This window comes from Paenibacillus sp. MCAF9, assembly GCF_052114265.1.
Taxonomy (GTDB): Bacteria; Bacillota; Bacilli; order Paenibacillales; family Paenibacillaceae; genus Pristimantibacillus.
In genome coordinates, this window is sequence record NZ_JBFREL010000001.1 from 18,665 (window position 1) to 39,327 (window position 20,663).

The 20,663-nt window shown below is 41.6% G+C and carries 20 protein-coding genes; 16 read left to right on the forward strand and 4 right to left on the reverse strand.

Annotated features, from left to right (window positions below; genetic code table 11):
* Positions 1-46 precede the first annotated feature (46 nt).
* The 7 genes from AB4Z45_RS00040 to AB4Z45_RS00070 all read left to right on the forward strand — a co-directional run bounded on the left by AB4Z45_RS00040 (position 47) and on the right by AB4Z45_RS00070 (position 8,188).
* Positions 47-1,513 (forward strand): sensor histidine kinase, encoded by a 1,467-nt coding sequence (locus tag AB4Z45_RS00040; RefSeq protein WP_441907359.1) that lies wholly within the window; start codon positions 47-49, stop codon positions 1,511-1,513.
* Positions 1,514-1,520: 7 nt separating this feature from the next.
* The gene (locus tag AB4Z45_RS00045; protein WP_441875110.1) at positions 1,521-2,207 is read left to right on the forward strand and encodes a response regulator transcription factor; all 687 of its coding nucleotides are present in this window, start codon (positions 1,521-1,523) and stop codon (positions 2,205-2,207) included.
* A 170-nt stretch (positions 2,208-2,377) separates the two neighbouring features.
* A complete protein-coding gene (bacA, locus tag AB4Z45_RS00050; RefSeq protein WP_441907360.1) occupies positions 2,378-3,205 on the forward strand; it encodes an undecaprenyl-diphosphate phosphatase in 828 nt (275 codons plus the stop codon).
* A 151-nt stretch (positions 3,206-3,356) separates the two neighbouring features.
* On the forward strand, positions 3,357-4,130 hold the full coding sequence (locus AB4Z45_RS00055) for a COG4705 family protein (RefSeq protein WP_441907361.1): 774 nt from the start codon (positions 3,357-3,359) through the stop codon (positions 4,128-4,130).
* A gap of 319 nt (positions 4,131-4,449) precedes the next feature.
* Positions 4,450-5,532 (forward strand): endospore germination permease, encoded by a 1,083-nt coding sequence (locus AB4Z45_RS00060; protein ID WP_441907362.1) that lies wholly within the window; start codon positions 4,450-4,452, stop codon positions 5,530-5,532.
* Positions 5,529-7,007 carry a spore germination protein gene (locus tag AB4Z45_RS00065; protein WP_441907363.1) on the forward strand — a complete coding sequence of 493 codons (1,479 nt, stop codon included), beginning with the start codon at positions 5,529-5,531 and terminating at the stop codon, positions 7,005-7,007. Before AB4Z45_RS00060 ends, AB4Z45_RS00065 begins: the two co-directional genes overlap by 4 nt.
* A 5-nt stretch (positions 7,008-7,012) precedes the next feature.
* On the forward strand, positions 7,013-8,188 hold the full coding sequence (locus tag AB4Z45_RS00070; RefSeq protein WP_441907364.1) for a Ger(x)C family spore germination protein: 1,176 nt from the start codon (positions 7,013-7,015) through the stop codon (positions 8,186-8,188).
* 18 nt (positions 8,189-8,206) lie between these two features.
* On the opposite strand, the gene AB4Z45_RS00075 is transcribed toward AB4Z45_RS00070, so the two are convergent.
* A complete protein-coding gene (locus AB4Z45_RS00075; protein WP_441907365.1) occupies positions 8,207-8,980 on the reverse strand; it encodes an IclR family transcriptional regulator in 774 nt (257 codons plus the stop codon).
* A 295-nt stretch (positions 8,981-9,275) separates the two neighbouring features.
* Here AB4Z45_RS00075 and AB4Z45_RS00080 point away from each other — a divergent pair, with 295 nt between their 5' ends.
* The 6 genes from AB4Z45_RS00080 (at position 9,276) to AB4Z45_RS00105 (ending at position 14,380) form a co-directional block, all read left to right on the forward strand.
* Complete coding sequence (locus AB4Z45_RS00080; RefSeq protein WP_441907832.1) at positions 9,276-10,370, forward strand: alpha/beta hydrolase; 1,095 nt, start codon at positions 9,276-9,278, stop codon at positions 10,368-10,370.
* A 181-nt stretch (positions 10,371-10,551) separates the two neighbouring features.
* The gene (locus AB4Z45_RS00085; protein WP_441907366.1) at positions 10,552-10,929 is read left to right on the forward strand and encodes a hypothetical protein; all 378 of its coding nucleotides are present in this window, start codon (positions 10,552-10,554) and stop codon (positions 10,927-10,929) included.
* Positions 10,926-12,266 (forward strand): right-handed parallel beta-helix repeat-containing protein, encoded by a 1,341-nt coding sequence (locus tag AB4Z45_RS00090; RefSeq protein ID WP_441907367.1) that lies wholly within the window; start codon positions 10,926-10,928, stop codon positions 12,264-12,266. Before AB4Z45_RS00085 ends, AB4Z45_RS00090 begins: the two co-directional genes overlap by 4 nt.
* The gene (locus AB4Z45_RS00095) at positions 12,263-12,832 is read left to right on the forward strand and encodes a nitrous oxide reductase accessory protein NosL (RefSeq protein WP_441907368.1); all 570 of its coding nucleotides are present in this window, start codon (positions 12,263-12,265) and stop codon (positions 12,830-12,832) included. The genes AB4Z45_RS00090 and AB4Z45_RS00095 overlap by 4 nt, the downstream gene beginning before the upstream one ends.
* The gene (locus tag AB4Z45_RS00100) at positions 12,829-13,650 is read left to right on the forward strand and encodes an ABC transporter permease (protein WP_441907369.1); all 822 of its coding nucleotides are present in this window, start codon (positions 12,829-12,831) and stop codon (positions 13,648-13,650) included. The genes AB4Z45_RS00095 and AB4Z45_RS00100 overlap by 4 nt, the downstream gene beginning before the upstream one ends.
* Positions 13,643-14,380 (forward strand): ABC transporter ATP-binding protein, encoded by a 738-nt coding sequence (locus AB4Z45_RS00105; RefSeq protein WP_441907370.1) that lies wholly within the window; start codon positions 13,643-13,645, stop codon positions 14,378-14,380. Before AB4Z45_RS00100 ends, AB4Z45_RS00105 begins: the two co-directional genes overlap by 8 nt.
* Positions 14,381-14,446: 66 nt before the next feature.
* Here AB4Z45_RS00105 and AB4Z45_RS00110 read toward each other — a convergent pair whose 3' ends face one another.
* Positions 14,447-14,938: a hypothetical protein gene (locus AB4Z45_RS00110; protein ID WP_441907371.1), complete on the reverse strand. Its 492-nt coding sequence runs from the start codon at positions 14,936-14,938 to the stop codon at positions 14,447-14,449.
* 19 nt (positions 14,939-14,957) lie between these two features.
* Positions 14,958-16,373 (reverse strand): PepSY-associated TM helix domain-containing protein, encoded by a 1,416-nt coding sequence (locus AB4Z45_RS00115; protein WP_441907372.1) that lies wholly within the window; start codon positions 16,371-16,373, stop codon positions 14,958-14,960.
* Between the two features lie 243 nt (positions 16,374-16,616).
* On the opposite strand from AB4Z45_RS00115, the gene AB4Z45_RS00120 reads away from it, so the two are divergent.
* Entirely contained in the window at positions 16,617-17,675 is a 1,059-nt protein-coding gene (locus AB4Z45_RS00120; protein ID WP_441907373.1) for an LLM class flavin-dependent oxidoreductase, read from the forward strand.
* A gap of 15 nt (positions 17,676-17,690) precedes the next feature.
* Positions 17,691-18,257 (forward strand): NADPH-dependent FMN reductase, encoded by a 567-nt coding sequence (locus AB4Z45_RS00125; RefSeq protein WP_441907374.1) that lies wholly within the window; start codon positions 17,691-17,693, stop codon positions 18,255-18,257.
* 76 nt (positions 18,258-18,333) lie between these two features.
* Here the strand turns inward: AB4Z45_RS00125 and AB4Z45_RS00130 are convergent, their stop codons facing one another.
* The gene (locus tag AB4Z45_RS00130) at positions 18,334-18,681 is read right to left on the reverse strand and encodes a winged helix-turn-helix transcriptional regulator (RefSeq protein ID WP_441907375.1); all 348 of its coding nucleotides are present in this window, start codon (positions 18,679-18,681) and stop codon (positions 18,334-18,336) included.
* A 325-nt stretch (positions 18,682-19,006) separates the two neighbouring features.
* On the opposite strand from AB4Z45_RS00130, the gene AB4Z45_RS00135 reads away from it, so the two are divergent.
* Positions 19,007-20,662: a helix-turn-helix domain-containing protein gene (locus AB4Z45_RS00135; RefSeq protein WP_441907376.1), complete on the forward strand. Its 1,656-nt coding sequence runs from the start codon at positions 19,007-19,009 to the stop codon at positions 20,660-20,662.
* Position 20,663: the final 1 nt, after the last annotated feature.

The window sequence follows — 20,663 nt, forward strand, 5'->3', positions numbered from 1 at the left end:
TATGTATGATCGTAAAGAAGCTTAAAAGCGGAGGAGAATCCAGAGTATGTCCATTCGTTTGAAGCTGCTCCTATCCTATGCGGCGATGCTTGTCATTCCGCTTATTTCCATTATTCTCATTTCGCTGCTTATGGTTATTGTATTTCGTGGAGATCTACAGGGTATAAAGAGCATATATGAATCCACCGAAGAGCTTTTTGGCCAAGAAGAAGTGAAGCATATTGCACAAGAAATTAAGCGTTCCGTCGAACTTCAGCCCAACATATTGAATAATCAATCCTATCTTGAAGAAATGACAAATGAGCTTCAAAAAAGAGATTCTGAAATTATTGTCCGAGTAGACGGAGAGGTATTATACCGTTCGCTTGATATTCAAAAGTTTTCAGATGTTAGTTCGAATTTACCGCCGTTTAATCGAAATGAAGCTTTTAGGCAGTATCCGGCAAAAAAGATCGGAAATGCCAACTATTCATTTATGCAATTCGATTTTCATTATCAAAATAACAAGCAGGGAACCTTATTTATCATCTCGAAGGTCAATCCCACTACCTATTTTATTCGTAAGTATTTTCCGACCTTATTTCTATCGTTGATATTTGTTCTGATCGTCACGCATATTCTGCTCACGACATTCATGTCCAAGAATATTATTCGACCTCTCCAAGCACTTCGGAATGCAGCTAGTGAAATAAAAGAGGGAAATTTGGATTTTCAAATTAAGGTTAACGGAAAAGATGAGATTGGCCAGCTCGGTATTATGTTTGAAGAAATGCGTTCGCGACTCCAAACGTCAATTCAAGTTCAGGAGCAATACGAAGTCAACCGAAAAGAATTGATTTCGAATATATCCCATGATCTGAAAACGCCATTAACTACAATTAGAGGTTATATTGATGGCATCTTAGATGGTGTTGCAGACACGCCGGAGAAGAACTTGAAATACATGCAAACGATAGCTGTCAAAGCTGAAGAGCTGGATCATCTTATTAATGAGCTGTTTTTATATTCCAAGCTGGATTTAAATCAGCAGCAATTTCATTTTGAAGCAGTAAATGTATTGGCATTTTTAATGGATTGGTCGGAGGAGCTCGAATTTGAATTAGAGAAGCAAGGCATAACTTACCATTCAGACATCCAGCTTGATCCGTCTGCAATATTTTTATTAGATCGAGATCAGTTTAAGAGAGTTCTCAATAATATTATACAGAACAGCGTTAGATATATGGATAAACAACAGCCTTCCATTCAATTAACAGCCCATTGTACAGAGAGCGAAGCCATTCTGGAAATTAGAGATAACGGATCCGGGATAGATCCCGAAGCGCTTCAGCATATTTTCGAGAGGTTCTATCGAGCAGATGAATCACGCAATGCTCGAACAGGTGGAAGCGGACTAGGCCTTGCTATTGCCAAACAAATTATGTTAGGTCATCAAGGCGGTATAGAAGCTTACAGCAAGCTGAGGGTTGGTACAACAATTAAGCTATGTATCCCCATAGCGACAAGGGGATGATGATCAAATGAAAAAGATTCTTCTGATTGAGGATGATATAACGATCTCGGAGCTTCAACGAGATTATTTGGAAATTAACGGGTATAAAGTCGATATGGCTCCAGATGGCGAGATAGGTCTACAAATGAGCTTATGGGGGAGCTATGATTTAATTATCCTTGATTTAATGCTGCCCAAGTTAAATGGCTTTGAGGTTTGTAAAAAAATTCGCGAGAAAAAGAACATTCCGATACTGATGGTTTCATCCAAACTTGAAGATATTGATGTAATCCGGGGATTAGGCTTAGGAGCGGACGATTATGTTACAAAGCCGTTTAAACCAGCGGAGCTTGTTGCCAGGGTCAAGGCTCATCTAGCAAGATATGATCGATTGATCGGGACAATGGGATCAAAAAATGAAATTCATATTCGTGGCCTGCGCATTGAACCGAATACACGAATCGTGTTCGTCGATGAGGTGGAGACCATACTGACAACGAAAGAATTTGACCTGCTGTATTTTCTTGCGAACCATCCGAATCATGTGTTTAGTAAAAATCATTTGTTCGAGAAGGTTTGGGGCATCGATGCTATGGGAGATATGCAAACGGTAACCGTGCATATCCGTAAAATACGTGAAAAAATTGAAAAAAGTTCTGCAGATCCGACATATATCGAGACGGTTTGGGGAGCCGGTTATCGTTTTAAAGGGTGAAAAAAGTCTGATTTTGATCAGGCTTTTTTTTTATTTACGGAGAAATCAAGTCCTTCACATGATTTAAGATAATTTTAATAATTGGTTTATTTTGATTTCACGATTAGCTACTACAGTAGGGTTAGCCCAAGTTAGTAAGGCAATTACGCAAAGGGAGCGTGCGAGTGTTCATGGGAAATATCATTAACTCCGTTATCCAAGGGATTGTTGAAGGATTGACCGAGTTTTTACCGGTATCCTCGACCGGACATCTGATTCTGACAGGGAATCTGCTTGGTTTTACCGGTGAAAAGGCAGATACGTTTGAAATCGTCATTCAATTAGGCGCTATTCTGGCAGTCGCCGTAATTTACTGGAAGAGAATACTAAATCTGCTAGGTATAACGAAGGAGAAAGATAATGCGGATGAGCGATTAATACCAGCTCATAAACTAAACCTGATTCATTTAATCTTAGCTTGTTTGCCTGCCATGGTGTTAGGGTTAGCGCTACATTCGTTTATTAAATCGTACTTATTTTCCCCGTATACGGTACTGATTGGATTAGTACTAGGCGGCGTGTTTATGCTGGTAGGTCAGCAGAAACAAGCAGTGGTACAAGCTGAAGACATTGATCAACTATCCTATAGACAGGCTTTATTGATAGGCCTGTTTCAATGTTTGGCGCTATGGCCGGGCTTTTCTCGTTCAGGGGCAACCATTGCAGGCGGATTATTAATTGGTGCAAGCTATCGGGCTGCGACCAACTTTTCCTTCCTAATCGCCATACCGATGATGGTAGCAGCCAGCGGCTACGAGCTGCTAAAGAGTTACGATACGTTAACGGCTTCAGATGCTGGTTTCTTTGTGACTGGATTCATTGTTGCTTTCCTTGTGGCGCTTATAGCCGTGATTACATTTTTAAAGCTGCTTGAGCGTGTGAAGCTGGCGCCATTTGCTTATTACCGTTTTGTGCTCGCAGCTGTATTTCTAATTTATTTGCTGCTTACAGCGCAATGACCCAGTTCTAAGAAGAAATAAAAGTGAAGAGATTTGATTTGCTCCATCATTGCCTATTACGTAGGCGAATTTTGTTGCATATCGTTTGCCTGCTTCGGAAAACAAGAGACACATTTAGAGCAAACTCTAATTCAAAGGAGACTGATCTGTCATGAATACGATATCCAAGCATGAAATGTTAAGCAAGGTGCCGGGTATAACGATCTATTTTTGGTTGATTAAAATTATGGCTACAACAGTTGGAGAGACGGCTGCGGATTATCTGAATTTCAATTTGAATTGGGGTCTTGACAATACCACATATTTAATGGCGATATTACTGATTGTTGCTTTGGTGTTTCAATTCAATGTGAAAAAGTATGTACCTGGTATTTATTGGGTAAACGTAGTGTTGATCAGTATTTTGGGCACACTGGTAACGGATAATCTCACTGATAATTTTGGAGTGTCGCTAGAGGTAACCACGATTGTATTCTCCATTTTATTGATTCTCACTTTTATTGCCTGGTTCAAGAGTGAAAAAACGTTGTCCATCCACTCGATCTACACCACCAAGAGGGAGGTCTATTATTGGTTAGCCATTCTATTCACGTTTTCACTTGGCACTGCTGCCGGCGATCTTATCTCTGAAGGAATGAATATGGGATACTTGCTGGCTGCCATGTTATTCGCTGCTGTAATCGGTATCGTATCGTTTGCTTATTATCGCTTCAATTTGAATCCCGTATTGTCATTCTGGATTGCTTACATCGTCACACGTCCACTTGGTGCCTCGCTTGGAGACTATTTGTCCCAATCTAAGGACGATGGAGGACTAGGATTTGGAACGGTAGGTACGAGCGAGATCTTTCTCATTCTGATTTTATTCATGGTTGGCTATCTGGCTAAGACAAAGAAAGATGTTATCTCTACAAGTGAAAATTGAACCCGTTGAGTGGTTAGTGTCACTGGATCTTATTTATTAAGGCAGAGATTATGATACAACGATTATCGGCTTAGACTGAAATCTGAATCCGCATGATGTTTTGAGTAAATATATATCGAGCGCGCCAAGGTGGAAATAATAGGTGAGTAAGCATGCTGCGTAATGCAGCATGCTTTTTTACATTTCATTTAAATCCTGCATACATAGTACTGGTCTATTGATGTGAAATGGGATAAAGCTCCATCTCCATGCATAAATGGGCGCTTCGAGGGTAATTATACCAAATGAAATATTGTCCGGAAAATGGAGGTGAATTACAGTGGAAGTATCCTTTTCTAGACTTCAAATCATTTTTTTATTGTTGTTATCGCTCGGAATATCGAATCATGTACTAATCATTCCGCATCTGTTAAAAGCAGCGGGACGCGATGCCTGGATTAGTATTCTGCTTGCTTATGTTGGCTTGATTGTTTGGAGCCTGATCTTATATTGGATTTTAAAATCGATGAGCACTTTATCGTTTCAAGGCTGGATTGAAGGCCGAATCGGAAAAATTGGTTTTAATGTCATTGGCGGTGGATTCGCTCTATATTTACTGGTAGCCGGCATGATGATTGTTTTTGATACAACAAAAAACGTCAATATTTATTTCCTCCCGAGAACAGCGAGTGCTATCGTTATCCTCAGCTTTATTTTTTTGGCTTACTGTGCCGCTAGAGGGGGACTCAAAACCATCGTATATATGTCTACCGTATTATTGCCTGTCGTTTGGATATTGGGCATCGGCGTAGCTGTTATGACAACGAACAGTAAAGATTACGGCATGCTGCAACCCATTTTGGCAGAAGGAATAGGTCCAGATCTGAGAGGAATAGTGGTCGTTTTTGGCGGGAGCATAGACCTCATGGTGCTGCTTCTGTTACAGCATAAATTGAAGAAACCTTTAAATTATAGCACTATTTTTGTGCTGCTTACCTTATTAGTGGGATTGATCATGGGACCTACAATAGGATCTTTAGCTTCCTTTGGGCCGATCCAAGCTGAAAATTTTCGGTTTCCCGCTTTTGAGCAGTGGAGGCTGGTGATGATCGGAAGACATATTTCACATGTAGACTTTTTTGCAGCTTTTCAATTAATGGCCGGAAGTATCGTGAGAACGGCCCTTATCATCTATTTTTTAGCTCAACTTATTGGACGTGGTTCTGAGAAATATTCACAAACAATTATGATTTGCATTACAGTTGTCATTTCTATACCTTCGCTGTTAATGATTAGTGATATTAGCATGCAGGCGTTCATCCATCGCTACTTCTACACCTATTCACTATGGTTTGGAGTAGCCATAACGGCGATACTCTTTATGATCACCTATATGCCACATCGAAGAGAGGAAGCCCAATGAATCAGTTGCTTGAAGAATCAAAGCTTTTTGTTGATCTGGAAACTAGCCTGCAAAGTGGAAGCCTAAGAAAGAGCCAATTGATAGATGTATTCTCCAATTACTCAGATGTAAAATTTCCCCCATTGCCGCAACTGGAGATGCAGGATAAGCTGACGGCATTTTATTGTGAAGGTATGGTTGATAAAACGGAGTTAAACATCTATTTCACCCGCATGTGCCAGTATATAAACGCCATGTTATGCGGTACGGATGAAGTACAGGCTCAAGTGGACGAATTACCCTTATTCGCAATAAAAACGACAGTTGAAGATATGGTGTCTCATTTATTTTGCGGCAGCTTGATTATATATTGTGAAGGAGCAGTGGACTTTTGGGTTGTTCACATTTCTAAGATTCCACAGCGGTCGTTGCAGGAATCGAATACAGAAATTTCAATTAAGGGGCCAAAAGACGCCTTCACGGAAGATTTGTTTACGAATATCTCACTCATTCGGAAACGGATGCAAACGGGTTTGTTGTTCAGTGAGCAGTTCGTCATTGGGAATATTAGCAAAACTGAAGTATCTTTGCTATATCTTAGTCACAAAGCGAACCCGGAAATGATAGCAGAAGCACGTAAACGATTGAGTAACATTGATTTGGAAAGTGTGGTAAGCAGCGGGCAGTTGGAGCAATGGTTATCGGATCGAACCTTTTCGCTGTTTCCGTTAATTGATTATATTGGCCGTCCTGATTTTGTTATTGAAACCCTACTGCGGGGGAGATTTATCATTGTTGTAGACGGATCACCCATGGTACTGATCGGACCGAGCAACTTTTTTGAGTTATTAAAATCACCTGAGGATGTCCATTTCCCATATTTTTATGTCATGCTCCAACGAACCCTTCGCATAATGGGGCTCGTCCTCAGTATTTTTTTACCTGGCTTCTGGATTGCCATTGCGACCGTAAATCTGGATCAAATTCCTTTTTCCTTATTATCAACAGTAGTCATATCTCGTGAAGGTGTTCCTATGCCTTCTTTCCTTGAAGCATTGCTGCTGTTATTTCAATTTGAATTGCTTAGAGAAGCGGGCGTTCGGCTGCCTAAAGCTGTTGGACAAACCATCGGTATTGTCGGCGGTTTAATTATTGGAGACTCGTTAATAAAGGCTGGACTTGCTTCACCCACATTGCTTGTTGTTATTGCTATTTCGGTGGTAGCTACATTTAGTTTGGTCAATCAGTCGCTGTCAGGAACAGTCAGCCTGCTCAGACTTTTTATTTTGCTAATCTCCTCTATGCTTGGCATTTATGGTTTCTTCCTGAGCATGTTTCTGATTCTGATCTATTTATGCAGGCTCGATTCGTTTGGGCTTTCCTATCTAGAACCGATATCCTCCCTGCGAATGAAAGACTGGTTATCTGCGTTGCTTGCTGATCCATTCAGAAGGTCACGTTTCTCTTCGGCGATGTTAAACAAAAGGAAAAGGTGAGAGAAATGAGGCGTAATTTACGATTGACTTTTGTTCTGATAGTCCTCTCGCTATGTATCTCAGGCTGTGCTTCAGATGTTAAGGATATTGAGAAATTGAATTATGCATCGGCAATTGGCGTGGATTACAAGGATGGAAAATATCACGGTTATATCCAGTTTGTTGATTTTCAATCGATCGCTAAATCGACTGAAGGAAAGAAGCAAACAGCGAAAATTTGGGTGGGCGAGGGGGTAGGAAGCTCTTTTGAAGAGTCCTTCTTTGCCCTATATCAAACCGCACAAGAACGAATTTATTGGGGGCATTTGACTTCTGTTATCGTGAGCGAAGCAGCTTTCAAAAGAGGATTTGGAGAAATCTACGATAGTATTGTTCGATATTATGAATTTCGTTTAACGCCTTGGGTATTCGGGACAAGAGAATCGGTAAAGGATATTCTCAGCACAGGTGGTTTTCTAGGACAGTCTCCGCTGAGCACCATTCTCCATGAACCGGAAGGAATATATGCTCAAAGCTCTACTATAAAACCGATTAAGCTCCACCGATTAATCGGAGAGCTATATGAACCTGGCTATACTTCTTGTATTCCAGTACTAGCTTTAAACAACAAGCAATGGAAGGAAAAAAAACGAAATGAGCCCAAACTGATGATTGATGGGGCTATATTTCTCAAAAACGAAGCTTATCAAAGCTACATCCCATTAAAAAAACTGTCCGGACTGCGCTGGATGCAACAGGGTACAATTCGTGCAGGTGTATCTGTACCAAAAAATACGCAGGAAACCGTTCAAATTGTTGTTGAAAATCCTAAAACCAAGCTGAAGCTTGTAAGTGCGGAAGGAAAACCTAAATACAATATTGAGCTAAAAGCGAAAGCTTATATCGTAAGCCAGACTAAGAACAGCTTTCTTGGGCTGCAGCAATTAACTGACGAGACGAAAAAAACAATCGATCAAGAAATTGTGGAGTTATTCCTTACAGGAAAAGAGACGAAGACTGATGTCTTAAATCTTGAACATGATTTATATCGACACCATTACCGCCAGTGGAAAGCCAACTCTCCGGCAGGGGAACTGCTGTTAAAAGAAAATCCAATTAATGAAGTCAAAATTGACTTGAATATTGAGCATTCGAGTTCTGAAAAGTATTCCGTTTCAAACCATAAAGACCCTTCGAAATAATACAAAGCGATGCTGTGTTCATTTCAAATAACCAAACTGCCGTGAAATTTCTTTAGCCGTTTTTAAGACTTTACTCGTATAGGAAATGATTCGATTTTCATCCATACGATGTATGGAGCTAATTAAAGTAAGTGCGGAAATAACCTGACCGTTCGAGTCTCGAATTGGAGAAGAAATGGAAACTAATTTTTCGTTGAATTCCCCAATTACGACGCAATAATCCTGTTTCCGAATTCGTTTCAGTTCCTCTTTCAACAGGGAGGGGTCAGTAATTGTTTTTGAAGTAAACTTGCTAAGAGGTTGGTTCAACATTTTGTTCATTTCAAGCTCATTTTGAAAGGCTAGTAGCATTTTTCCGGAACTCGTGCAATGAAGCGGATTTCTCCCTCCCACAAAAGAACCAATGTCTTCTTTACTTGAACCCTCTCTTTGATAAATATAAGCTACTTCATTTTCCTCCAATACAGCTATTCGGAGTGCTTCGGAGGTTTCTTGCGCGAGACGCTCAATGAAGGGGCTTGCTGCTTCAGCTAAGTCCTCAAAGGACATAACCATAACATGATATAACGATACGATGCGTTGGCCTAGTCTGTATTTATGAGTAACTGGATCTTGAAAAACAAAACCTTCGCTCAGCAAGGTAGACAACAGGCGGCTGGTTGTGCTTTTACCTAGACCTAATTCTTTGGCCAGCTCCGTTAGTCTTTTATCAGGCGTTTGCACAGTAAACAGTTTTAATAAACGTAGTGCGTTTTTAACAGAAGAGAGCGTCTGCGGATTTGTATTCGGCACGAGTTGAAACCCCATTCTCCGATTTATATTTTAATTTTATAATTCCGTATACAGGAACAATTACATTGTTTGTGTCGACTTTGCCTATTATTATACATACATAAGAGCTCTTATCCAATCACGTTTTTTGAAGGAGTAGTAGTTGACAATTGGAACATTTTTGATTTTGAAATCAGACTTATTCATGATTTGATAACGCTTACAAATTCACATGTGGAACGAACGTTAGAATGATCCGATTGATAAAATTAAACAGATGTGTAAACAAGAAAAGGGAGCTGAACAAATCATGGTTATGGATGAAGAGTACAAAAAATTAGTTTCTTTGATGGAAGAACGAGTAGAGGTCAACAAGCATAAAGGGCTTGATATTGTCATTAAAAAAATTCCGGATTCCGATGTAGAAGGGGATCTGGACCCAAGGGTGATGAATGTTACTTTGGAAATGCTGAAAGCGATGGCTTCCGGACCCAAGATGGATTTTGGTTCACTCGCTGTGGATAACATCGGTCAACTCAGAGCTATGATGGGATGGCCAAACGTAGATGTTACCGTTACCGAAATTGAAACGGAACATAAAACGATTGATGGCAAAGACGGTCCGATTCCGATCCGTATCTATTCGCCGCAAAAGAGCGGGCCTATGCCAGCAATTGTGTTTTTCCATGGTGGAGGGTTTATCGGCGGTTCTGTAGACAGTGTTGAAAACCCGTGCAAGTGTTTGGCAGAAAAAGCAGGGGCTGTTGTGGTGAACGTTGACTACCGCTTAGCGCCGGAGAATCCTTATCCTGCCGGACTTACCGATTGTTTTGATGCGGTCAAATGGGTATATGAGCATGCAGCTGAAATCAATGTCAACCCGAAACAAATTGGAGTGGCAGGCGACAGTGCAGGCGGGAATTTGTCAGCCGTGTGCTCTCTGATGGATAGGGATTTAGGTACCGGTATGATTAAATATCAGGCGCTGCTCTACCCTACGGTTAGCATGAGCGGCGTTGCTACTGATGATTTTGAATGGAATATGGAAGAGTATACCGTTAACCACAACCACGAACTTATTCAGGGAATCATACGAGCATTAGGCAGTTCTACGGGGCTTGAGAACATTTATTTGGATGGAAATACTAAAGTAACCGATCCTTATGTATCACCGTTGTTAGCAGACGATTTGAGCGGTTTGCCAGCAACCCTTATTATTGAAGCGGAATATGATTATCTGAGATTGGAAGGCGAGGCTTATGCCAGAAAATTAATCAGATCAGGTGTCAAGACGAAGATGATTAGATACAACGGTGTAGACCATGCTTTTATGGACAAAATAGGGCTATATCCGCAAGCGGAAGATTGTATGAACGAAATCGCAAAAGGATTAAAAGAATTGTTTGCTTAACAAATGATGCCCGTAACCTTGTATAGAGGCTGTTTCAAAAGTAGGACTACTTACTTTTGAAGCAGTTTTTTTTGTTTTGTGAACAGATGATTATGCACTATAGATGACTCTTTCGAGTCATTTGGTTAAAAGTATACGTTGTTAAAATAAGAGAAGTACTTTTAGGAGAGTAGGTGAACCATTGCGAAAAATAATTATAGCAGCGGGGTTATTGTGTTTCATTCTAGTTTGCTTAGCAGCATGCTCTGCTTCGGATCCAGTGACAAACGACCCTGCAGCCATTGAGGCGGATTTGAGGACAGATCCTGACAAGCCAGTATCAGGCTCGCCGATAGAACTTATGGCAGATTTCACGGGAGCTGAGCTTACCGATTCCTCAGGGATGACATTTGAAGTCCGCGTGAAAGAGGAGCCTGTGTATTTTGAGGCAAAAAAAGAAGGACAAAATGTATTTAGCGGCACGTACACATTTCCAGAGCCGGGTATATACGAGGTGTACATGCATCTGTATACCGACGATATCCATGTGACGAAAAAGAAGCAGGTAGAGGTGCAATGAGATCAGCTGTACAGAAATTCATGTTTGGTTTAATTGTGGCAATGCTGCCTATTTTAATTGGGGCAAGCAGTGTAAAGGCTGAAGCAACGGCGAAATCGTTGCAGATGTTAATTAATGAGGCCCAGGCAGGCGATACTCTGCTGCTTTCTTCAGGAACATATGAAGGCCCCATAATAATTGATAAACCGTTACAACTGGCAGCCGAGTCTGGCGCAGAGGTTACGATTAAAAATACATCTGAAAAATCAGCCATACAAATAAAGGCTAATAACGTTGCTATCAGTGGAATTAACATTTTGGATGAGACGATTAAGAGAGACCCTACTATTTTAGTTCAAGCAGATGGCGTTTTACTGGATGGTTTGCAAATACACACCGGCTCCTTTGGTATCAAGATGAGGAAAGCAAATAACGGTGAAGTTCGAAACACAAGAATTGATTGGGTTGGCGTAGCTCAGAATCGTCCATTGAAACTATCTGACAAAGGTAATGGAATAGATCTATATGAGTCGAATGGGAATAATTTCAATGGAAATATGATTTCTTCTATGCACGATGGTATTTATATGGAGAACAGCGATGATAATTTAATTGAAAATAATCATTTTGAGCTGCTGCGTTATGGTGTGCATTGCATGTATACCAAAGGGACGGTCATTCGCAAAAATTACGGCAATCTGAATATTACTGGAGCAATGATTATGGCTGTTCGTGATGTCGAGGTTTCTGGAAACCGATTCAATAAACAAAGTGAAAGTGTTAATTCCCAAGGCATTTTATTGTTTGACGCACATGATACATCAATCATAGGCAATCATGTCGAGGGAAACCGCGTCGGGCTTTATGTAGAACAATCCACGCAAAACAAAATAGAAGACAATGCTGTAATCGGCAATTTTATTGGGATACAGCTGCTAGATGCTAAAGATAATGTGATCACTAAAAATCAGTTTGTAGGTAATGTGGCAAGCGCAGAAGCAAAAAATAGTATTGGCAATACGCTAGACGGTAACTACTGGGATTCCTTCCAAGGCATTGATACGGATGGCGATGGCAGAAGCGATATAGCCTATGCATTAAATCCTTTTTTTCAAAGTCTTGTTAAAGCGAAGCCAGGTTTTCAATTGTTTTTTCAGTCGCCAGGTATGATCTTTCTTGAAGATCTCTATCAGTCGGATAGACAGCTCTGGTCAACAGACTTTTCTCCGTTGATGCGGCCAAATGGGAAATTGAATGTTATATTACCGACACAAACGCTGCTGCATTCTGCATTAGTTGGCAGTGGACTTTTGATTTTGGCGTTTTTAATCATTTATATGGGGGTAAGAAAAAGATGAAAACGGGACGATTTGGTGCAGCACTTTTTTTAATTGTTATTTTGATGCTGGCAAGCGCTTGTGGAGCCAAGGAATACAAGCCGCAAGCCATTAACGAAGAAACGGATAAATGCGTCATCTGCAATATGGCAGTAAAGGATGATCCTTACGCAACCCAAATCATAACGAAGGACGGTCAGTCTTTAAAATTTGATGATATTGGATGCATGAATAAGTGGAAAGTTGAGAACGGAACCGAAACATTAGGTGCAGAGTTTGTTAGAGATCATAATAGCGGAGATTGGGTTAAATATGAGAAAGCTTATTATGCTTACGATGCTGAGTATATTACTCCAATGGCTTATGGCGTTATTGCCTTTGAGGATAAAGCGTCCGCTCAAGCTTACATCGACGAGCAAGGTAAGGGACAGCTCCTTAGCTCGGATGAGCTTGCTCATCATAAATGGGAAGTTAACCGGGAAATGATGGATATGGAAGACATGGAGAAGCACAATGAAAGCATGCATTCCGATGGAAGCAAAGATGAGATGGACATGGGCCATGAAACGGAAGGTAACCAGTCGTGATTCAGACGATTTATTTTGCAATAAGGGAATTGAAGCTAGGGTTTCGCAATCCGTGGGCCTATTCATTTATGGGTCTTTTTGCATTATTTATGCTCTGCCTACTCTTAATTAATGCGCAAGGTTATGTTCAGGGCTATTCTGGCATTACCGGAACAACGCTTAATCTAGTCTTATATTTATTGCCATTGATGTCCCTGCTGCTCGGCTCGTTTTCTTTGACCGCAGAGAAGGAGGACGGAAGCTGGGAGCTATTATCGACATATCCTATCAGCACCTGGTCATTTATGCTCGGAAAATACTTAGGGCTTGCAGTTGTGCTGCTAGTCATCGTTTTTGTAGGTTTTGGCGCTGCGGGTCTTCTTGGTTTAGCCGCTGGATCAGGCTTTGGATTGCAGACATATGTGCAGTTGCTATCCTTTTCTGCCAGCATTGCTTTGTTTTTTCTTGCCATTGCTCTGCTCATAGGTACACTCGCGAAAAATCGCTGGCAAGCCTTAACGATTGGTGTAGCCATTTGGTTTTTTGCCATTATCGGCTGGCCGCCATTGCTTATTTCCGTCCTTGGCTTCATGCCATATCCTGTTATCAAGCCAGCAGTTACTGTACTCACTTTTGTTAATCCAGCAGAGCTTTCCAGGCTTTTTACAGTAGTGAAGCTTGGCGGGGGAGCCATAGTAGGTCCGGAATATTATGAATGGATCAAATGGATCAAGCAGCCTGGGGGGAGTATAGGTTTCGCTTTTACAGCTGTTCTATGGATAGGATGCGTGATCACAGCTGCACAGTTCATTTGGGAGAGGAGGCGATCATATGCCTGATCCTTTAGTGAAGCTTGAAGGCGTCAAGAAATCAATAAAGAAACAAGTCGTCATTAATACGCTTGATTTGAACGTGGAACGAGGTCAAATTTTGGCTTTGTGCGGAGGAAATGGCGCAGGCAAAAGTACGATTTTAAGAATGATCGCAGGTATATCACAGCCTGACAGCGGTATTATTGCTATTCAAGGCTTGCGTTGGAAAGATGATCGCAAGCGTTATGCTGAGCTTATAGGTTACATGCCGGATGATTTTCGGTTTGGTACTGGATTAACAGCTTATGAAACACTTGCATTTTGGGCATCGCTGCGAGGGGTACCAAAACTAAGAGTACAGGAAGTGCTGGAGGAAGTAGGCCTTGCGGATACTGGGAAAAAATCAGTATCCTCCTTCTCGAAAGGAATGCGACAACGAGTATTGTTTGCACAGGCTTTATTGGCCAAGCCGCCCATTGTATTGATGGATGAGCCTACTAATGGTCTTGATCCTTACTGGATTGAAACCTTCGTACGAATGGTGAAAGAAATCGCAGCGAATGGCCAGACTGTTATTTTTTCAACCCATCAACTTCATGTGGCAGAGGCGCTTGCAGACCGAATTGCTCTGTTAAGAGGCGGTCATATTGAGCTTGAAGGCTCTTCTGTACAGATTCGGGAGCAATTAGGCGCGAGAGGACTTCAGGATGCATTCGCAGAGTGGTTTGGATTAACGGGCAGCCTTAACGGATTTTAATTATTCCCTAATACACAAAACAAATCCCTCGACCTGTTTAGGCGGGGGATTTGTTGCATCTCTTCTTTAATGATGATGTCCGCTCTCCACAGGTGCAGGTTCACCAGAATGTTGTGCGCTCTCCAGCATTGCTAGCTTTTCAATCGCATCCTTGCCAATCGCAAAGCGTTTGGTCGGCATAACCTGATCGTTTGCAAAATGAATGCGAGATTGGACAACATAAAGGCCATCCTTAGCAATTGGATGCATGACACTATATACGCCAGGCGACAATTGTTCTGCTTGTATAGTCACGGCGGAAGACTGGTCGTCTTCCTGCCAGATGATGAATTGTGCTTGATCTGCGTTTATCATCGGCTTACCGCTCTTAAGGACTTCTACGGAGAAATGGTTTGGTTTTTCAATTTCGATTTTTTCAGGCAAAAGAAGATTAACGGTTAGATGAGGCGGTAGACCGCGCTCGTCAACTTCAGCAGCTTTGGCAGTGCAGCTACATAACAATACGACAAGAAGAAGCGGCAATGCCGACTTATACAAACAGCGGATGGTTACATTCATAAGTACATTCTCCTTAAGCTTAGACCGAGAACCAGTGCCGTAGCGACTTTATTCTGCGGAGGATGAATAGATCGAGGACAAGAACAACGAGAATCGATAAGCCAACTAAGGGCATTAAAGCGCCGCATGCTAACATGATGATCAGTACGCCAATCGTTATTTTTCTGCTCTTTGGTTTGGCTGGAGCGCCAAGTTTGCCTTCAGGCTTACGCTTGCGCCACATTACATAAGAGCTTATGGCTACCAGGATAAGTCCCATGCAGGCAATTAATCCAAGCAGCTGATTGGCTAAGCCAAATAGGGTACCTTCATGAAAAGCGATGCCATATGAAATCGCTTTAGCCATAATACCATAATCTGCAAAGCGTACATCTGTCAGTACTGCTCCGCTATATTGATCGATGTGAAGCGTTGCATCCTTACCCGGTGTGGGATGTGATGTGGATACAGTAAATACACCGGTCTCTCCCATAGGGATTGTAATCGTGTAGGGTTTCAGAACATGACGCTGATCAGCAATATCTTCCATTTCATTCATGCTTAAAGGTACATAACCCCCTAGTACAGAAGCGGGAACCGGTAAACTTTCTGCTGCCCAAGGCAAATCCTCGGCAATATCTTTGGCGACCGTAACGGATTCAGGTTTTGCGCCAAAGATGGAAGCGAAGGGAGGCGTATTCGTGTTCGTTGAATTAGCCAGCTTATCGATTTGTCCACCCATAATCCCAGACCATGGCAGTCCTCCAGCTATAATGACTAACAAAACGAGGGATATCCAAAATGCAGGAACCGCATGCAAATCTCTCCAGAAAATACGGCTTCCGGGTTTAGTGAGCCTTGGGAGAATAGTTCCCCATATGGCAGCTTTATTGCGAGGCCACCAAAGGAATAAACCGGTCAATAACATGATGATCGCCCAGCATGCTGCAAGTTCTACAAGCCGGTTGGCAAAGGTCCCCCCTATAACGAGCTCGCTGTGCATTTTTTTGAAAAAAGCGGAAAATGTTTTGTCACTGTTCATCATGCCAAGTACATTGCCAGTGTAAGGATCCACGTACATCGTTGTGGAGGTTCCATTCCGGCTTACCGACATTTTGTAGCTTGATTTAGGATCATCATCGAGCGTAATAGACGATACTATAGTGCCTGGATATGCTTTTGTTGTTTTTTCAATAATTCCCTCAGGCGGCATCTTGGTTGTTCCAACTTCACGAACAGTAAGCATATCTTTGTACAAATATCCCTCGATCTGCGGTTTGAATAAATAGACGGAACCGCTGAATGCTAAAACGATCAAGAAGGGTGCAAAAATAATGCCTGCGTAAAAATGCCATCTCCATACCGACTGATAAATGGCTTGGCGTAATCCTGTTGACGCGCGTTTTTTCATCCCGGGTTCAGATGCGTTTAATTTTTCTACTGGCATATTGCTCATAAAACGTTACCCCGTTCCTGTAATAATAAAATCTCATTTATTATAACGTCATGAAGGATAACTTCGGATGACTCGATAGAGCTATCATTTCAAATCTAAAAAGGTGTAAATATCACAATAGTATACTTTTAGATACCCTGTTCCTCGAAAGTACGTACTTCCATTACCTATTTAAAAGAGTAATAATAGGGTTATAACAAAAAGTAATTAACTTAATTTATATAAGAGAGAGGTTGATATATAGTGGAAAAATATCGTATCGATCAAAGCAATGGAATAGAGTTTGGGCTTTACTCTCTAGGGGATCATTTGCCCAACCCGCATACGGGCGAGCGGATCTCTGCACAGCAGCGCATTAAAGAAATCATTGAAGCGGCCAAATTATCTGAACAAGCAGGTCTTGATGTATTCAGCGTTGGTGAAAGTCATCAGGAATACTTTGTATCCCAAGCCCATGCAGTTATTCTTAGCGCTATCGCTCAGGCAACAGATAAAATTAAAATATCAAGCTCAGCGTCGATTATAAGCACTTCCGATCCCGTTCGTGTCTATGAAGACTTTGCGACGATCGATTTGATATCGAGTGGACGAGCAGAAATCGTGGCTGGCAGAGCATCACGAATCGGGTTGTTTCAATTGCTTGGGTATGATCTTCGTGATTATGAAGAGCTGTATGAAGAGAAATTCGAGCTGTTAAATGTAATCAATAATCAGGAGACGGTTACATGGACTGGACAATTTCGTGCTCCTCTAAACGATGCAAAAATATTGCCACGGCCGTTAAACGGCTCTTTACCGATATGGCGTGCAGTAGGGGGATCGCCAGCTAGTGCGATAAAAGCTGGAATGGCAGGGGTGCCAATGATGCTGGCGACATTAGCAGGACCGTCATCAAGCTTTAAATTATCTGTTGACGCCTACCGAAGAGCTGCTGAACAAAGTGGTTTTGACTCAGCAGCGCTGCCAGTTGCAACCACTAGCTTGTTTTATGTAGCGGAGACCTCACAGCAAGCAATGAAGGAAGCGTACCCTCATGTTAACAAAGGGATGGAATTTTCTAACGGACGCGGTTTTCCGAAGCAGCATTTTGCTCAAGGTGCCGATACCCGCAATGCTTTGATGGTCGGAAGTCCTCAAGAAATTATTGAAAAAATACTATATCAATATGAGCTGTTTGGTCACCAGCGTTTTCTCGCTCAAATCGAATTTGGAGGCGTATCATTTGAAAAAATCATGGAGATGATTGAAACCATTGGCACTGTTATTTTACCCGCAATAAAAAAATATACAGCAGCGAAATAATAGGAGGGATTCATTATGAGAATTGTTGGTTTGTCGGGATCAATCGTGGGCTCAAAAACAAGAACAGCAATGAATTACACATTGGAATCTGTCAAAAAGCAGTACCCTGATGCGGAAGTGACGTTAATTGATTTAGCCGATTATACGATTCAATTCAGCGATGGTCGCAATTACTTGGAATATGAAGGTGATACGGGCTACGTTACGAAAACCATTATGGATGCAGATGCCATTATAATTGGGACACCCGTCTTTCAAGCTTCCATTCCAGCTACTCTAAAAAATATTTTTGATTTGCTGCCCGTTAATGCTTTTCGCGATAAAATTGTGAGTATGCTTGTAACAGCTGGGTCATCCAAGCACTATTTAATTGCAGAACAACAATTGAAGCCAATTTTAGCTTATATGAAAGCTCAGATCGTGCAAACCTATGTGTTTATTGAAGAGAAGGACTTTCAGAGGAAAGAAATTGCGAATGACGATGTTATTTTTCGAATTGAACGTTTGGTGGAGGATACCGTTGTATTGACCGAAACATTTACCATGATTCGTGAACAGAAAGAAGAAAAGTACGATTTTTAAGACATCTGCTAGTAGACGTTGCAGTCCCGCTGTGCCATAGAGTAAAAAGATGAACTGAAGAGTTCATCTTTTTTACTTAAAGGCTTGTTTGATTCTTTTTTTGCATTTTATATAAGGTGTGCTTGGTGCCCCATTCGTGCATAATATCGAGAACAGGTTCTATGCTCTTGCCGTATTCCGTTATGGAATATTCTACTTTTGGCGGTACTTGTGCATATACTTTTCGAGAGATAATGTCCTCTTCTTCGAGCTCACGCAGCTGTTGGGTTAACATTTTCTGCGTTATTCCTGGTAGATTTCGTTTCAACTCGCTGAATCTGTTGGTGCCCGAATGCATAAGATGCAACAAAATGAGGGGCTTCCATTTGCCTACTAAGATACTAAGGGCATCATCTACATTACATAACTCGGGCAGCTTGTCCATTTCGTTTCGTTCCACCTTACAGTATTTTTTTGTATACTATAGTACATGTAAGCATGTACTTACGATGATTGATTTCATTATTTATATTAGCATCCTAAAGTGTGATAAGAAAGCGATCATTGAAGTGCGCGCTTTTGCAGCCAAAATCCTCCATACGAATGGAGGTTATTTTGCGTTTATAATTAAGCGCATCTAGTTTCCAAACCGCAGTGTAGATGATATTATCCTAATGGTTGTACAATATAATCAGGACTTTCAGTATCATCTCATGTGTATGGTCTGAATACGCTGCAAGTGTTCACTTTTACTATTGGAGGCTTTATTTGTGAAAAAAAATGTTGACTCGGAGTGGGCAGAATCCCACTTTCCATTATATACGGCTGAAAGTATAGATTCGATTTATAGTACGACGAGTCGCCCAATGTATGAAATAAACGAGAGCTTAACGGTGCTGATTGCAATTGTCAGCGGCAAAGGCAGCCTTCGGATCAAGGATCAGCTCTACGAGCTGATGGAAGGCAGCGTTATCCTCGTTCCAGCGAATACAGAGGCAGTACTGAGTGCAAATATGATGCATCCTCTTCATATGTACAAGCTTGCTATAAATACCCGTGAGCAGGCGAATTCTCAGTCACCAGCTACAATGATAAGAAAGAGTGAGGCAGCTTCAAATTCAAGCGTTCATTTTTTCCCAAACGAACCTGCGATTGCAGCATCTGTGGAGAAGCTATATATTCACCGATTGCCAGGAAATGAAATTCGCCATGTACAAAATCAAATTTTGTTTCATCAAATTATTCTTCAATTGCTGGAAGGGCAAGAGGCTAAATTTGCTTCAAGCGAAAAACCATCTATGGAACGCAGCATCGCTTACTTAGAGAGCCACTTTAGTGAAAAAATAACGCGTGAGCAATTAGCTGAAATTGCAGGTGTAAGTCGGTCCCACTATTCTATTCTCTTTAAGCAGTTAACCGGGTTTTCGCCAAGCGACTATTTGTCGCGTCTTCGTGTGCATCGCGCCAAAGAGCTATTGATTAGCGGTTCGGGTACGCTAAGGGAAATTGCTCTTAAGGTTGGCTACAAGGATGAATTTTATCTCAGCCGGCGTTTTAAACAGGAAACAGGGGCAGCACCTTCGGCGTACAACCGAGGCACTTTCCAGAGAGTGGCTGTATTGCTGACACCCTATGCGAGCCATTTGCTTTTACTTGGTTTGGAGCCGGCGGTAATCATCTCAGACAGCAGTGAATATTTGAATACGTCCGGACTTCAATCGCCTCAAACCATGAGGTTTATAAACGCTGACTGTTCGGCAGAACAAGTGAAATCGTTATTGCTCGATAACAACATTGAGCTGATTATTGCGGCAAATCAGCATTTGGATGAGTATGGGCTGAATGCAGAACAATTACGGGCAGTTGCGCCTATTGTGGAAATATCGTGGATGGAATTAGGCTGGAAAGAGCATCTTCGTCTTATTGCTCAAGTTATTCAGAGAAGAGATCGAGCAGAGCAGTGGCTAACAGAGTATCAGAGAGAGGAACAGCTCGCTCGTTCCTTAGTTCAGCAAAGCAGAGCCGCACAAGAAATTATAACGATACTCGTCATCAAGCCTGAACATTTGCTCGTTTATGGAGCGCGCAATGTCGGATGTGTGGTTTATCAATCGCTCGGATTACAGCCTCCTTCACGGATCAAGGAGGATATGGAGAAGCTTGGCGATAAATTTCATTCCATTCCGATTATGATATCGGAGCTTCCACAATATGCTGGGGATCGAATATTAGTTATCGTTTTTCCTGATGCGAAAGGATCAACTGCTCATTCAGATGTAATATTCAAATCTAATTATTGGAGTCAGCTTCCTGCCGTACAGCAAGGTAATGTACATCTGCTCAGCCATGATGAATGGATTCCATACAATCCCGTTTCAATTCGTTTGCAGCTTCAACGCGCTGTATCTTTATTCACAAGCAACTAAT